Source organism: Rhodoplanes elegans, from assembly GCF_016653355.1.
GTDB classification, from domain to species: Bacteria; Pseudomonadota; Alphaproteobacteria; order Rhizobiales; family Xanthobacteraceae; genus Rhodoplanes; species Rhodoplanes elegans.
The window spans coordinates 1-13,613 of sequence record NZ_NHSK01000301.1; the positions used below are offsets into that span (position 1 = coordinate 1).

At 70.8% G+C, this 13,613-nt stretch carries 12 protein-coding genes; 4 read left to right on the plus strand and 8 right to left on the minus strand.

Annotated features, from left to right (window positions below; all coding sequences use genetic code 11):
- Nucleotides 1-929: CdaR family transcriptional regulator (locus CCR97_RS29805; protein WP_201160181.1), on the minus strand; the 929-nt coding region annotated here is incomplete at its 3' end.
- Nucleotides 930-1,154: 225 nt separating this feature from the next.
- Here CCR97_RS29805 and CCR97_RS29810 point away from each other — a divergent pair.
- Both CCR97_RS29810 and CCR97_RS29815 read left to right on the plus strand, forming a co-directional pair.
- Complete coding sequence (locus CCR97_RS29810) at nt 1,155-2,495, plus strand: GntT/GntP/DsdX family permease (RefSeq protein WP_111359364.1); 1,341 nt, start codon at nt 1,155-1,157, stop codon at nt 2,493-2,495.
- Between the two features lie 13 nt (nt 2,496-2,508).
- On the plus strand, nt 2,509-3,345 hold the full coding sequence (locus CCR97_RS29815; RefSeq protein ID WP_111359365.1) for an MBL fold metallo-hydrolase: 837 nt from the start codon (nt 2,509-2,511) through the stop codon (nt 3,343-3,345).
- Between the two features lie 39 nt (nt 3,346-3,384).
- On the opposite strand, the gene CCR97_RS29820 is transcribed toward CCR97_RS29815, so the two are convergent.
- The 5 genes from CCR97_RS29820 to CCR97_RS29840 form a co-directional block, all read right to left on the minus strand.
- Nucleotides 3,385-4,827: a pyridoxal phosphate-dependent decarboxylase family protein gene (locus CCR97_RS29820; protein WP_201160182.1), complete on the minus strand. Its 1,443-nt coding sequence runs from the start codon at nt 4,825-4,827 to the stop codon at nt 3,385-3,387.
- Between the two features lie 106 nt (nt 4,828-4,933).
- A complete protein-coding gene (locus CCR97_RS29825; protein WP_111355944.1) occupies nt 4,934-5,848 on the minus strand; it encodes a pirin family protein in 915 nt (304 codons plus the stop codon).
- A gap of 58 nt (nt 5,849-5,906) precedes the next feature.
- Nucleotides 5,907-6,158, minus strand: a complete 252-nt coding sequence (locus tag CCR97_RS29830) for an exodeoxyribonuclease VII small subunit (RefSeq protein WP_111355946.1) — start codon at nt 6,156-6,158, stop codon at nt 5,907-5,909.
- A gap of 73 nt (nt 6,159-6,231) precedes the next feature.
- Entirely contained in the window at nt 6,232-7,641 is a 1,410-nt protein-coding gene (locus CCR97_RS29835) for a cation diffusion facilitator family transporter (RefSeq protein ID WP_111355948.1), read from the minus strand.
- A gap of 298 nt (nt 7,642-7,939) precedes the next feature.
- Nucleotides 7,940-8,803 (minus strand): aldo/keto reductase, encoded by an 864-nt coding sequence (locus CCR97_RS29840; protein WP_245428743.1) that lies wholly within the window; start codon nt 8,801-8,803, stop codon nt 7,940-7,942.
- 202 nt (nt 8,804-9,005) lie between these two features.
- Here CCR97_RS29840 and CCR97_RS29845 point away from each other — a divergent pair, with 202 nt between their 5' ends.
- Complete coding sequence (locus tag CCR97_RS29845) at nt 9,006-9,986, plus strand: aldo/keto reductase (protein ID WP_170145709.1); 981 nt, start codon at nt 9,006-9,008, stop codon at nt 9,984-9,986.
- A gap of 219 nt (nt 9,987-10,205) precedes the next feature.
- Nucleotides 10,206-12,320 (plus strand): alkyl/aryl-sulfatase, encoded by a 2,115-nt coding sequence (locus CCR97_RS29850; protein WP_111355952.1) that lies wholly within the window; start codon nt 10,206-10,208, stop codon nt 12,318-12,320.
- Nucleotides 12,321-12,449: 129 nt separating this feature from the next.
- On the opposite strand, the gene CCR97_RS29855 is transcribed toward CCR97_RS29850, so the two are convergent.
- Together CCR97_RS29855 and CCR97_RS29860 are read right to left on the minus strand one after the other, a co-directional pair.
- Nucleotides 12,450-12,698, minus strand: coding sequence for a hypothetical protein (locus tag CCR97_RS29855; protein ID WP_111355954.1), 249 nt, complete (start codon nt 12,696-12,698; stop codon nt 12,450-12,452).
- Nucleotides 12,699-12,855: 157 nt separating this feature from the next.
- Nucleotides 12,856-13,613, minus strand: a 758-nt coding sequence (locus CCR97_RS29860) for a FadR/GntR family transcriptional regulator (protein WP_201160183.1), incomplete at its 5' end; no start/stop codon positions are given.

Genomic DNA, 13,613 nt, shown 5'->3' on the forward strand with positions numbered 1-13,613 from the left:
GGCTGCGCCGCAGCGCCGCCGTCGCCGGCCATCAGGCGGTCGCGCAGATAGTCGGCGAGCAGCGGCTCCTCGGTCACGGCCCGCACCGGCAGGCGCTTGCCGGCGCGGGCGAGCGCGAAGCGCGCCTGCCGGAACGAGGCTGGAAAATGGCCCGGCGCGGCCTGCCCGCCGACGCCGGCGCGCACCACCAGCCCGGATCGTCGCGCCAGATCCCGTCGCACCGCATGGACGCGGGCGAGCAGCCCCGCGTCCGGCGGGCCGGCCGCGGCGAGCAGCACCGCCACGGTCTTCTCCAGCGTGCCGACGAAGTCGCCCGGCTGCAGCGTGCCGCTGCGCCGCAGGTGATCCTCGCTGTCGGCGAGCGGCATCGCGGCGAGGCTGCCGACCCCCTCGGCCGCCGTGGCGCCGGCGCCGGCGTCGGCCACGAATAGCGCGACGATCCGGGCCGGCTCGACGTCGAAGCCGACCGAGCGGGCGAGCCGCCGCGCCGCCGCCGGCAGCTCGTCGCCCTCGTGCATCAGGAGGAGCTGGGTGAACTCCTCGCGCATCCGGCGCGTCGCGCCGGATTCCCGCTGCAGCGACTCGCGCTCCAGCACCAGCTCGGTGATCATCTTCACGAGCTGGGCGGTGGCGCGCACCTCGGGCGGATCGCCGAACACCCCGACCACGCCGATCGGCCGCTCGTCCTGGATGATCGGCATGTTGATGCCCTGCAGGGCCCCAGGATAGCGGGCGAGCTCGTCCGGGAAGATCTCGATGGTCTCGCCGTGCTCGATGGCGATGCGGGCGCCCATGTGCACGGTGCCGATCCGGTGCGGATGCCCGGAGGCGATAATCTGGCCCCGCAGATCCATAAGATTCACGTTGCGGTGCACGACCGGGATGATGATGTCGACGATCCGCTGGGCGAGGTCGGGGCTGATGTGCATGGTCGCCGCCTTTTGTGCAGGGCGCACAAAAACGGATTAGCGGGCCCGTGCCTTCGCAGCAAGCTTCCTGTTCGCGCCGCGCGCCGCCGCGCCTATCCTCGAACCGTACTCACCGGCGCAGATCGAGCCTCCGCTCTCCCCCGCCGTGCCTCGCTCCGGGGCACGGAGCGCTGTCCTTCGCCTCCGCGCCAGTCGCCCCGCTGGAGCCTTCGCTGGAAGGACACCATGACAACCGAACTCTATCTGCTGGTGCTCGCCGCCAGCATCGTCCTGCTTCTGGTGCTCACGATCGCCGTGAAGCTGCACCCGTTCGTGGCGCTGGTCACCACCACGGCCTTCGTCGGCTTCGCCACCGGCATGCCGCTCGATCAGATCCTGAAGTCGATCGAGGGCGGCATCGGCGGCTTTCTCGGCATGCTGGCGCCCATCCTGGTGCTCGGCGCCATCGTCGGCAAGATGATGGAGGTCTCGGGCGGCGCCGAGCGGCTCGCCCGCGCGCTCATCCGCGTGCTGGGCAAGCGCAACACCCACTGGGCCATGATGATTGTCGGCTACATCTGCGGCATCCCGGTGTTCTTCCAGGTCGGCATCGTGCTCCTGATGCCGCTCTTGTTCAGCGTCGCGCGCGCCGCCGGCATGTCGCTCGTGATGGTCGGCCTGCCGATGATCATCGGCCTGTTCACGGTGCATTGCGTGGTGCCGCCGCATCCGGCCGCGACCGCGGTCGCCGTCGCCCTGCACGCCGATCTCGGCAAGGTGATCCTCTACGGCCTGATCGTCGGCCTGCCGGCCGCCGCCGTCGCCGGCCCGATCTTCGGGCGGATGATCGGCGACAAGTTCACGCTGCAGCCGCCCGAGCGCCTCAAGCAGATCGCCGCCCTGCCGGACGAGGCGCTGCCCCGCCTCGACGTGACGCTGATCACCATCCTGTGCCCGCTGATCCTGATGATCAGCAAGACCGTGTTCGAGATGGCGCTCGGCCCCAAGCACCCGATCATGCCGATCGTCAACTTCATCGGCCAGCCGATCACGGCGCTGTTCATCGCCGCGATCCTGTCCTACTTCACGCTCGGCCTTTCCCGCGGGCGCGACATGACGTCGTTGCGGGAGTTCAGCGAGCAGGCGATCGGGCCGATGGCCGCCATCCTGGTGATCATCGGGGCCAGCGGCGCCTTCAACAAGGTGCTGATGGACTCCGGCATCGGCGCCGCCCTCAAGGTGGTGCTGACCGCCTGGCAGATCGACCCCTATCTGCTCGCCTGGGGCACGGCGCTGATCATGCACATCGCCATCGGCGGCGCGACCATCGCGATGCTCACGACCGTCGGCCTGATCCTGCCGATCCTGCCGCTCTATCCGGGCGTCGACCCGGCCCTCGTCGCGGTCGCCATCGGCATCGGCACGATCGGCTTCTCGCACGTCAACGATCCGGGCTTCTGGTTCGTCAAGGAGTACTTCGGGCTGTCGATGCCCGACATGTTCAAGACCTACACGGCGTCGACCGTCATCGCCGCCTTCGTCGGACTGGCCGCCCTGATGGCCTTCCGCTTCGCCATCGGCGCCTGAGAGGAGAACTGCCATGAAAGTCACGGTCGCGATGGACAACAACGTCCCGATCAGCGCGCCGCTGCCGCTCACGGCCGAGCACGGTGCCGCCTTCCTGATCGAGATCGACGGCAAGACCATCCTCTACGACACCGGCCAGACCGGCGCCGTCACGGGCAACATCGCGTTGCTCGGCAAGCACCCGCAGACGCTCGACACGGTGGTGATCAGCCACGGCCACTACGACCATGTCGGCGGCCTCGTGCGGGTGCTGCAGGAGGCCCGCAAGGACGTCGAGGTGGTGATGCACGCCAGAGTGTTCGGCGATCGCTATTCGGTCGCGGGAGGCCGGCGGCGGCCGATCGGCGTTCCCTATCCGGAGGATTATCTGCGCTCGCTCGGCGGGGTGTGGGATCTGCGCGAGACGCCGCGGAAGCTCACCCCGCATCTGTGGTTCTCCGGAACGGTGCCGCGCGTCACCGACTTCGAGTTCGGCGACACCTGGCTGGTGCTGCGCGGCGACGAGGGCGACGTCCAGGATCCGATCGAGGACGACGTCGTCCTCTACTGCGAGGGCGAGCGTGGCCTGATCGTGATCGGCGGCTGCAGCCACTCCGGGCTCGTCAACATCGTCAAGCACGGCTTCGCCGTGACCGGGCTCGACCGGCTGCAGGGCTTCGTCGGCGGCACCCATCTCGGGCCGGTCTCGAAGGACCAGCAGGACAAGACGATCGAGCAGCTCGTCGCCTGGAATCCGGAATTCGTCGCCGCCAATCACTGCACCGGCTTCGCCATGATGGCGCGCCTGAAGGAGGCGTTCGGCCAGCGCTTCATCCCGGCCTTCGTCGGCGAGTCGATCACCACGCGCTGAGCGCGTCGCCACCGGGCGACGGGACGTCCGTCGCCCGTCTCACCGGAACTCGGCCCGCAGGTCCGCCCTGATCGCGGAGAGACGCGCGATCAGGGCCTCGATGTCCAGCATCCCGGTCGCCGGGTTCATCAGGGCGAGGCGCAGCCAGCGGCGACCGAGAGCCTCGGCGGTCGAGACGTAGACGGCGCCGTCGTCGACCAGGCGACGGCGCAGCGCCATCTGCAGCGCGTCCGGACCGTCGAGCCTGAAGCACACGATGTTGCTCTCCGGCTCGACCGCGACCTCGAAGCCCGGCTCCGCCCGCAGCCGCGCCGCGGCGGCGGCGGCGAGATCGGTCTGCCGCTCGATGGTCGCCGCGACGGCCGCCTCGCCGCCCGCCGCCAGCGCGAAGAACGCCTTCAGGCCGATCGCGGCCTTGGTGCATTCGACGGTCCGGTGGATGAAATCGACGCCGGGCTGGTCCTTGTCGTGGAACAGGTAGCTCGCCTCGGCCCGGAAGGCGAGGTCGAGATCGGCCCGGTCGCGCACCAGCACGGCGGCGCACAGCGTCGCGCTGCCGAGCATCTTGTGAGCGTCCCAGACCACCGAGTCGGCGAGCGCGATGCCGTCCAGTCTGTCGCGCAGGCGGCGCGAGACGAGCACCGAGGCGCCGTGGGCGCCGTCGACATGCAGCCAGACGCCGCGGGCGCGGCAGATCTCCGCGATCGAGCGCAGCGGATCGTAGAGGCCGAGCGCGGTCGCGCAGGCGTTGGCGACCACCGCCATCGGCACCAGGCCGTCGTCCCGCAGCCTGTCGAGACAGTCCGCCAGCCGGTCCGGGTCGAGGCGCCCGGCCGCGTCGGCGGGCGCGGGACGGACCGCCGTCTGGCCGAGGCCGAGGATGCCGGCCGCGCGCGCCACCGAGTAGTGGGCGGTCGGCGAGGCGACGATCACCAGATCGTGCGGCGTCCCGTCCTCGAAGGCGCGCGGTGCGGCCCGGCCGCGGGCGGCGAGCAGCGCCGTGAGATTGGCGAGGGAGCCGCCGTGGGTGAGGACTCCGCCGGCCGCGTCCGCCTCGGCCGCGGGCGCGTCGGCCGGCGTCGCGCTCCACCCGATCTTCCGCAGCATCCAGGCGAGCACGGCGAACTCCACCGTCGCCGCCGCCGGTCCCATCTCGTAGATCGCCATGGCGTTGTTGCAGAAGCCGTCGACCAGCGCGGCGACGGCGCTGAGCGGCTCCGGAACGGCGACCTGATGGGCCATGTAGCCCGGATGGTGCAGGCGCGTGGAGGCGGCGAGATAGTCGGCCAGGAACGCCCGCAGCCGCTCTCCCGTCAGCCCGCCTTCGGCGATCAGCCGGTCGAGTTCGAGGGTGCGGGCGAGATCGCCGAGCGCCGGCTGGCGGATCACCGGCCCGGCGCGGTCCGCCGACTGCGCGGCGAAGCCGGCCAGCGCGTCGACGGCGATCGCGGCGTCGTCACGGAAACGGTCGTGGATGCCCATGGGAGGCCCTCCGAAGGCGCCCCGGTGTGGCGGGGACGGCCCGGCATGTCGCGTTTCGTGCCGCCGCACATCGTCGCCCGTCGCCGCACGGCCGAGCGGCCCGCCGTCACTCCGGCAGCGGGATGAACTCGCTCTCGCCCGGCACGGCGGCGAAGCGGCCGGCCTTCCAGTCGGCCTTGGCGGTCTCGATGCGGTCCTTGCGCGACGAGACGAAGTTCCACCAGATGTAGCGCGGCCCGTCCATCGGTGCGCCGCCCAGGATCGCGAGCCGCACCGGCGTCAGCGCCGTCACGGTGATGCGGTCGCCGGGCCGGAAGACGAGCAGCCGCCCCGCCTCGAAGCGATCGCCGGCGATGTCGACGGCGCCCGACACCAGATAGAGGGCCCGCTCCTCGGCGGCGGGGTCGAGCGGCAGCAGCGCGCCGGCCTCCATCGTCACGTCGGCGAACAGCGTCTCCGAGGCGGTGACGAGCGGCGAGGTGCGGCCGAACAGCGAGCCGGCGACGATCCGCACCGTCTTGCCTTCGGCCGCCTCCACGGGCAGCGCCGTCACGTCGTGATGCGCGAAGGCGGGCGCGCTCTCCTCGCGGGCGGCCGGCAGCGCCACCCAGCACTGCAGCCCGTGCAGCGGCTCGCCACCGTGGCGATGTTCGGCCCCGGTGCGCTCGGAATGGGCGATGCCGGAGCCGGCGCTCATCCAGTTGACGGCGCCGGGGCGGATCGCCTGCGCGGTGCCGAGGCTGTCGCGGTGGAAGATCTCGCCCTCGAACAGATACGTCACGGTGGCGAGGCCGATATGCGGGTGCGGCCGCACGTCGAGGCCGTCGCCGGCCTTGAACTCGGCCGGTCCCATCTCGTCGAGAAAGACGAACGGGCCGACCATCCGGCGGCGCGCCGAGGGCAGGGCGCGGCGCACCGCGAAGCCGCCGATGTCGCTGGTGCGCGGCACGATCACTTGCGCGATGGCGTCGCACGCGAAGGCGTCGCCGGGGGCGGGGTCGTTCGCCGGGAAGAAGCTCATCGGGCCTCCGGGGGTGCGAGGCGTTCTTGCGCGGAGCGTTGGGAGTGATGCGGGTGCGTCACCCGACGTCGAGCGGCTCGGTGCCCTTCGGCTTGCCGGCGGCGTCGAGCGTGATCTTCTGCACGCGCGCCTCGGCCTGGGTCAGCAGCTCCTCGCAGCGGCGCTTCAGGCCCTCGCCGCGCTCGTAGATCGCGACCGATTCCTCCAGCGGCACGTTGCCGCTCTCCAGACGCTCGACGATGCTCTCGAGCTCTTCGAGCGCCCGCTCGAAGCTGAGCGTGGCGACCTCGACTTGCTTCTTCTCGGCCATCCTGTCCGTCGACTCCGTTTTTCTCGGGCCGCAGAAGAGCCCGGCGCGGCGCGTTTGTCCACCGCCGGCCGAGCTACCCCGCCGGCGCGTCCGCCGGGATCGACGCGTCGGCGGTGCGCGGCTCGGCGTGGCCGATGGCACGCCGGATCTCGGGGAAGCGCCGGCGCAGGTCGCGCTCCAGCGCGTCGACCGCCTCGTGCACGTCGATGACGCTGCGGGCCGGGTCGATGTGGCAGTGGAACACCACGATTTCGCCCTCCGGCGTCTCGCGCACCCGCACGTCGTGGACGTTGCGCAGCGGCTCGTGCTCGCGGGCGAGGTCGGACAGGGTGCGGGCGAGCGCGGCGACCCGGTCGGGCGTCGCCTCGCGGCCCGGGATGTTGGGCGCCTGCAGCGGCTCGATATGGGTCTCCACCTCGACCGAGGGGCCGAGCTCGGCCGCGACGGCGTCCTCCAGCGCGCTGGCGATCTCGTGGGCGGCGCCCATCGGCATGTCGCCGTCGACCTCGATGTCGAGCGCGACCGCGAGCTGCTCGCCGATCGCCTGCACGGTGAGGTGATGGACGGCGAGCCCGCGGTTGCGGGCGATCACCATGATGCGCTCCTGCACCGACTCGTCGTCGAGCGCGACCGGCGTCGTCGTGATCGTCACGTCGGCGTCGGCGTCGCCGAGCGTCGCGGCGATGGCGTCCTGCAGCACGCCCTTGAGGGCGGCGACACGATCGAGCGGCAGGGTGCGCGGCACCGCGATCGCGAGATCGACGAAATGCCGGGGGCCGACGGTGCGGACCCGCAGCCGCTCGACCCGTACGACGCCGGCGACGCCCGAGACGACGCGCGACACCCGGTCGCGCACGCCGGGCGGGGCGGCGTCCATCAGCGCCTCGATGGTGCGGCGGCTCATGCGCAGGCCGAGCACCGCGATGATGACGGCGACGACGAGCGCGGCGGCCGCGTCGCCCCAGCCGTAGCCGTACGCCGCCAGCCCGAGCCCGATGATCACCGCGACCGAGCCGTACATGTCGGAGGCGAAGTGGAGCGAGTCGGCCTCCAGGGCCTGGCTGCCGGTCTCGCGCGCCGTCTTCTTCAGCACGTGGGCGCGCCAGCCGTTGACGACCATCTCGATCGCCAGCACGCCGAAGGGCAGGAGCGAGAAGGTCGGCGCGCTGCCGCCCTCGCGCAGGCGTTGCACGGCCTCCACGGCGACGCCGCCGGCGAGCAGGAACAGCAGCGCCGTCTCGGCGAGCGCGGCGAGGCTCTCGACCTTGCCGTGGCCGTAGTGATGGCTGGCGTCCGGCGGCTTGTCGGAGACCCGCACTGCGTACCAGGTGACGAGCGTGGCGCCGAGGTCGATGAGGCTGTGCAGTGCGTCGGAGATCAGCGCGAGGCTGCCGATCGCGACACCGATGACGAACTTGGCGCAGGCGAGCGTGCCGCTCGCGGCGACCGAGACGGCGGCCACCCGCTCCTTCTTGCTCAGCATGGTCGCGGTCGCTTCCCCGTCGTCGCGACGGCCCGTCCCTTCGCGTCGAAGGGCGCGCCGTGCAGAATGTCCGTGCTCGCCGGTCGGGTGCACGGCCCGATCGCGCACGCCAGGATAGCCGATCGCGGTCGGGGATTCACGGCGGCCGCCACCACCCGCCGGGACGTCGGTGGGACCTCGGATCGAGACGACGCCCCGGCCGGGTGGGGCGGCCGCCCCGCGGACCTGTCGCCGCCAATTGCGGCATCAACGTGCCGCAGTGCAGCGGAGCCGGAGATTTCTCACAGCATCCCGTGTCTCAAAGCATCTCCAGCGCCGTCTTGCGAAGCGGTGGCGGAAAGGCGCGATCGAGCGCGGCGAGGTCCTGGGCGTCGAGGGTCAGGTCGAGGGCGCCACGATTCTCGCGCACGTGCGTCTCGTTGCCGGCGCGCGGGATGGCGATGGTGCCGGGCCGGCGCAGCACGAAGGCGAGCGCCACCTGGGCCGGCGTCGCGCCGTGACGCGCCGCGATCGAGACCAGCGCGCGATGCTTCAGCACGCGGCCCTGCTCGATCGGCGAGTAGGCCATCACCGGGATCTTTCGCTGCTCGCACCAGGGCAGCAGATCGAACTCGATGCCGCGCCGCGTCGGGTTGTACAGCACCTGGTTGGTCGCCACCGCGCTGCCGCCGGGCAGGTAAAAAAGCTCCTCCATGTCGTCGGTGTCGAGATTGCTGACGCCCCAGTGGCGGATTTTTCCGGCGCGCTGCAGCGTCTCGAACGCTGCGATCGTCTCCTCGAACGGCACGCCGCCGCGCCAGTGCAGCAGATAGAGGTCGATGCGGTCGGTGCCGAGCCGCTTCAGGCTCGCCTCGCAGGCTTTTATGGTGCCGGTCCGCGAGGCATTCCCGGGCAGCACCTTGTCCACCACGAAGACCGTGTCGCGTCGGCCCGCGACGGCGCGCGCCACCACCTCCTCGGCGCCGCCGTCGGCATACATCTCGGCCGTGTCGATCAGCGTCATGCCGAAATCGATGCCGAGCTGCAGCGCGGCGACTTCCTTGTCGGGCGCGCGCAGTCCCTCGCCCATTCCCCAGGTCCCGAGCCCCAGCACCGGCACGGCCTCGCCGGAGGGCAGGAGGGTGGTCGGAACGGGCGAGAGCGGCGAGGACGATGCGGGCACGGCGGGACTCGTTGATACGGGTGAGCGATGCGCAGACCTTTCCTAACGCCCGAACACGGCGGCGGCAAAGGCGCAGCGCTGCACGTCCGGGCTGCGACCGGGCCGATCCGCGCCGGGCGTCCATCAGCCGATGCGTCCGCCCCCATTGCGCTCATGCCGTCGCGGCGGCAAGGAGGGGCGGCATTTCGGAAAGGCAATCGCGATGGACCGCCGCTCGCTTCCCCACACCGATCTCACCGTCTCGCGCCTGTGCTTCGGCACCATGACGTTCGGCAAGCCGGTCGACCAGCCGACCGCCGACCGCATGGTGGCGCGCTGCCTCGACGAGGGGATCGACTTCTTCGACACCGCGAACGCCTATCAGCTCGGCGGGTCCGAGGAGATCCTGGGGCGGGCGCTGGGGGCGCGGCGCAAGGACGTCGTGCTCGCCACCAAGGTGCAGCACAAGATGGGCGAGGGGGCCGACCAGCAGGGGCTGTCGCGCGCGGCGATCCTGCGGCAGATCGACGAGAGCCTGACGCGGCTCGGCACCGACTATGTGGACCTCTACTACCTGCACCAGCCCGACTCCGCCGTGCCGATCGAGGAGAGCCTCGCGGCCATGGACGCGCTGGTGAAGACCGGCAAGGTGCGTTACGTGGCGACGTCGAACTACGCGGCCTGGCAGGTCTGCGAGATGTTCTGGCTGTCGGAGAAGAACGGCTGGCGGCCGCCGGCCGTGTCGCAGCCGATGTACTCGCTGATCGCGCGCGGCATCGAGCAGGAGTACCTGCCGATGGCCAAGCGCCTCGGCGTGTCGAGCTTCGTCTACAATCCGCTCGCCGGCGGCCTGCTCACCGGCAAGCACGACCCGAACGCCGTGACGGCGGGCGGGCGCTTCGACACGGCGTTCTGGGGCAAGTCGCTCTACGCCGACCGCTACTGGCATCCGCGGACCTTCGAGGCGGTGGAGCGCCTCAAGGCGATCGCCGCGGAGGCCGGCCGCTCGCTGGTCAGCCTCGCCTTCGCCTGGGTGCTGCACCACACCGCCGCCGATGGCCTGATCCTCGGTGCCTCGCGCCCCGACCAGCTCGACCAGAACCTCATGGCTTGCCGCGAAGGCCCGCTGAGCCCCGAGACGGTCGCGGCCTGCGACGCCGTGTGGGAGGCGTTTCGCGGGCCGGTGCCGGTCTACAACCGCTGAGCTGGCGGCGTCTTCGCGAGACTCACAGCCTCGTGTCCCGGGCGCGGCGCAGAGCGCCGTGATCCGGGACCCAGAAGGAGGGGCCGTCATCGCCCATAAAGAATCGCACTGACTCGTCCAGGCGCCGGGCGCGCCGCGACCGCCCCTCACACGCACGTGTCTGGACTGTCGCGGGGTACCTCCGCAGGTTTCGTCCCCCTGCCATTGCGAGACCCCGACATGACCACGCGACGCGACTTCGTTCAGGCGGTGCCGGCGCTCGGTGCCGCGTTCTGTGTCGCCGGCAGCCTGGCGACGGGCGACCGGCCCGCCCAGGCCCAGCCCCAGTCCCAGCCGGCGCCGCCGGCCACCGGCCATTTCCACCCGAAGGGCAAGGCGCCGTCGCGCCACACCACCGAGGTTCTGACGCGGGCGCGCGACGGGCTGCCCTTCGCCGACGCGCGCGACCTCGAGGAGCAGAAGCGCGGCCTGATCGCGCCGATGAAGGACATGAAGATCATGGCCGACGGCGGCCATGTGGCGTGGGACATGGAGCAGTTCCGCTTTCTCGACGCGCCCGGCGAGTTCGACAGCATCCATCCGTCGCTGCTGCGCATCGCCAAGCTGAACAACAATTACGGGCTCTACGAGGTCGTGCCCGGCATCTACCAGGTGCGCGGCTTCGACCTGTCCGATCTCACGATGGTGCGCGGCAAGACCGGCTGGATCGTCTTCGATCCGCTGGTGAGCGCGGAGACCGCACGCGCCGCCTGGAAGCTGTTCCAGCAGCATGTCGGGCAGGGTCTGCCGATCTCCGCCGTCATCTACTCGCACACCCATGGCGACCACTGGGGCGGGGTGCGCGGCCTTCTGAACGAGGCGGACGTGCGCGCCGGCAAGGTGCCGATCATCGCCCCGGCCGACTTCATGGCCCACACGGTGGCCGAGAACGTCTATGCTGGAAACGCCATGAACCGGCGGCTGTTCTATCAATACGGGCTGCTGCTGCCGGTGGCGCCGCACGGCTTCGTGAGCCAGGGCCTCGGGCAGCGCGTCTCGGCCGGCTCGGTCGGGCTGATCGCGCCGACCCGCTTCGTCGAGAAGCCGATCGAGGAGATCGAGGTCGACGGGGTGCGGATGATCTTCCAGAACACCCCCAACACCGAAGCGCCGCGGGAGATGAACACCTACCTGCCGGACCTGAAGGCGCTGTGGATGGCCGAGAACGTCACGGCGACGCTCCACAACATCTACACGCTGCGCGGCGCCCAGGTGCGTGATCCGCTGAACTGGTCGAAATACATCGCGGAGGCGCTCTATCGCTTCGGCCTCGAGGCCGAGGTGATGTTCGCCTCGCACCACTGGCCGCGCTGGGGCAATGCGCGCATCCAGGAGGTGCTGCGGGCGCAGCGCGACCTCTACGCCCACATGAACAACCAGGTGCTGCACCTCGCCAATCAGGGCGTCACGATCAACCAGATCCACAATGTCTACGCGCTGCCGAAGAGCCTGCAGCAGAAGTGGGAGTGCCGCGGCTATCACGGCTCCGCCCAGCACAATGCCCGCGGCGTCGTGCAGCGCTTTCTCGGCTTCTGGGACTGCAATCCGGCGACCCTGATTCCGCTGTCGCCGTCCGACAGCGCGCCGCTGTATGTCGAGATGATGGGCGGGGCCGACAAGATTTTGGCGAAAGGGCGCCAGCTGCACGCCGAGGGGCGTTATCTGCTCGCGCAGGAGATCGTGAACAAGCTCGTCCAGGCCGAGCCGGGGAACCAGGCCGCCAAGGAGCTGCTCGCCGACATCTTCGAGCAGATCGGCTACCAGCAGGAGAATCCGGGGCTGCGCAACAGCTTTCTGTCCGGCGCCTACGAGCTGCGGACCGGCATCCCGACCGGCGAGGCGGCGAGCTCCTCGAGCCCGGACGTCATCCGCGCCATGACCACGGAGCTGTTCCTGAACTTTCTCGCAATCCGCATGGACAGCCGCAAGGCGGAGGGGTTGCGCTTCACCATCAATCTGGTCACGCCCGACAACGGCGAGAAGTTCATCGTCGAGCTGGAGAACGCCACCCTCACCAGCATCGCCGGCTTCCAGGCCGACAAGCCGGACCTGACCTTGACCATCGACCGCGCCGCCCTGGAGCAGACCATGATGGGCGCCAAGACCCTGGAGGCGCAGATCGCCGACGGCACCGCCAAGGTGCAGGGCGACGTCAGCGTGCTCGCCAAGCTCGCCGCCACCATGGTGGACTTCGATCCCCGCTTCGAGGTCATGCCCGGCACCAAAGCGCGCCCGGCCGCCGTGCAGCACGCCGACGCCTATCAGGCGGTGCCGGAGCGGATCATCGCGGAATAGTCCGCACGGCCCGCCGCGACGCTCCGGCGTGGCGGCGGCGTCCGGGCCGCATGGTTCGAGACGCGCTCCTTCGGAGCGCTCCTCACCATGAGGGGCGAGTCGATCCAATCGCTCGACGGTTTTACTGAGTCACCCCGCCCGTCCGCCGATCCGCCGGCGGGCCGAGCTGCGACGCACGACTTCGGATACTTCGACGACATCGGCCCAGCGGTCCCACTGCGAGACGTTCTTGAGCCGCTCGTAGCGGCGCTCGGCCCGCGCGACCGCGCATTCGGGGGTATCCGCGTTCCTCACCTCGAGCCGGTCCTGAAGGCAGCAGAACGGGTGACCGTCGGAGCTGAGCAGCCGCTTGAAGAAGCGGATCTGATAGGTCGCCATCGAAACCTCCCGGTGGTGTCTGCACCTCCGTCCTGGTCTCTCGGATGCGTTTCCTCAGCCGGGCACTCTACGCCGCTTCGCGCCGCGGGATTTGTCCGCAGTGGGATCCCACGATCAAACGGCCGTGATCATCGCCGTGGAACGGTATCGGGGTGAGTCAGCGCGCCGCGCCGGAGGGGCCGCCGGCGCCCGGCGGCCGCTCCGCTGCGGTCTCGCTCGCCCGGCGCACCCGCTCGCGGCTGTTGGCGAGGTGCATGCGCATGCCGGCGCGCGCCGATTCGGCGTCGCGGCGGCGGATCGCGTCGAGGATCGCCTCGTGCTCGCGATTGGTGCGCGACAGGTAGGACTCGGTCGTCTCGGCGGCGAGCGTCGATGTGTCGATCCGGGTGCGCGGGATGGTCGCCGTGCCGAGCTGGCGAAAGATCGTCTCGAAGAAGCGGTTGCCGGTGGCGAGCGCGATCTGCATGTGGAAACGGAAGTCGGGGTCGACGCCGTTGCGGCCGGCCGCGATCTCGGTCTCGAACGCCTCGACGGCGCGCTGCATGGCGTCGAGGTGCTCGTCGCTGCGCCGGCGCGCCGCCAGCGCCGCCGCCTCGGTCTCCAGGCTGATGCGCAGCTCCAGCATCGCGAGCACGTCCTGCACCGTGACGACGGTGCCGATCTGCACCGGCCCCGCGGGGCTCTCGCACACGAAGGTGCCGACGCCGTGCCGGGTGGCGACGAGGCCACTCGCCTGCAGGCGCGACATCGCCTCGCGCACCACGGTGCGGCTGACCCGCAGCTCCGCCATCAGCTCGGGCTCGGTGGGCAGCTTGCCGCCGGCCCGGTAGACGCCGCCGCGGATCCGTTCGCCGAGCGTGCGGACCACGGTCTCGGCGAGGTTCGGCCGGCGGCAAGCTGCCCACCGAGCCCGAG

Coding starts and splice junctions, on each gene's coding strand:
- CCR97_RS29855 (WP_111355954.1), bottom strand. CDS start 12,698: ATGGCGACCTATCAGATCCGCTTCTTCAAGCGGCTGCTCAGCTCCGAC.
- CCR97_RS29825 (WP_111355944.1), bottom strand. CDS start 5,848: ATGAGCTTCTTCCCGGCGAACGACCCCGCCCCCGGCGACGCCTTCGCG.
- CCR97_RS29850 (WP_111355952.1), top strand. CDS start 10,206: ATGACCACGCGACGCGACTTCGTTCAGGCGGTGCCGGCGCTCGGTGCC.
- CCR97_RS29810 (WP_111359364.1), top strand. CDS start 1,155: ATGACAACCGAACTCTATCTGCTGGTGCTCGCCGCCAGCATCGTCCTG.
- CCR97_RS29815 (WP_111359365.1), top strand. CDS start 2,509: ATGAAAGTCACGGTCGCGATGGACAACAACGTCCCGATCAGCGCGCCG.
- CCR97_RS29830 (WP_111355946.1), bottom strand. CDS start 6,158: ATGGCCGAGAAGAAGCAAGTCGAGGTCGCCACGCTCAGCTTCGAGCGG.
- CCR97_RS29835 (WP_111355948.1), bottom strand. CDS start 7,641: ATGCTGAGCAAGAAGGAGCGGGTGGCCGCCGTCTCGGTCGCCGCGAGC.
- CCR97_RS29845 (WP_170145709.1), top strand. CDS start 9,006: ATGGACCGCCGCTCGCTTCCCCACACCGATCTCACCGTCTCGCGCCTG.
- CCR97_RS29820 (WP_201160182.1), bottom strand. CDS start 4,827: ATGGGCATCCACGACCGTTTCCGTGACGACGCCGCGATCGCCGTCGAC.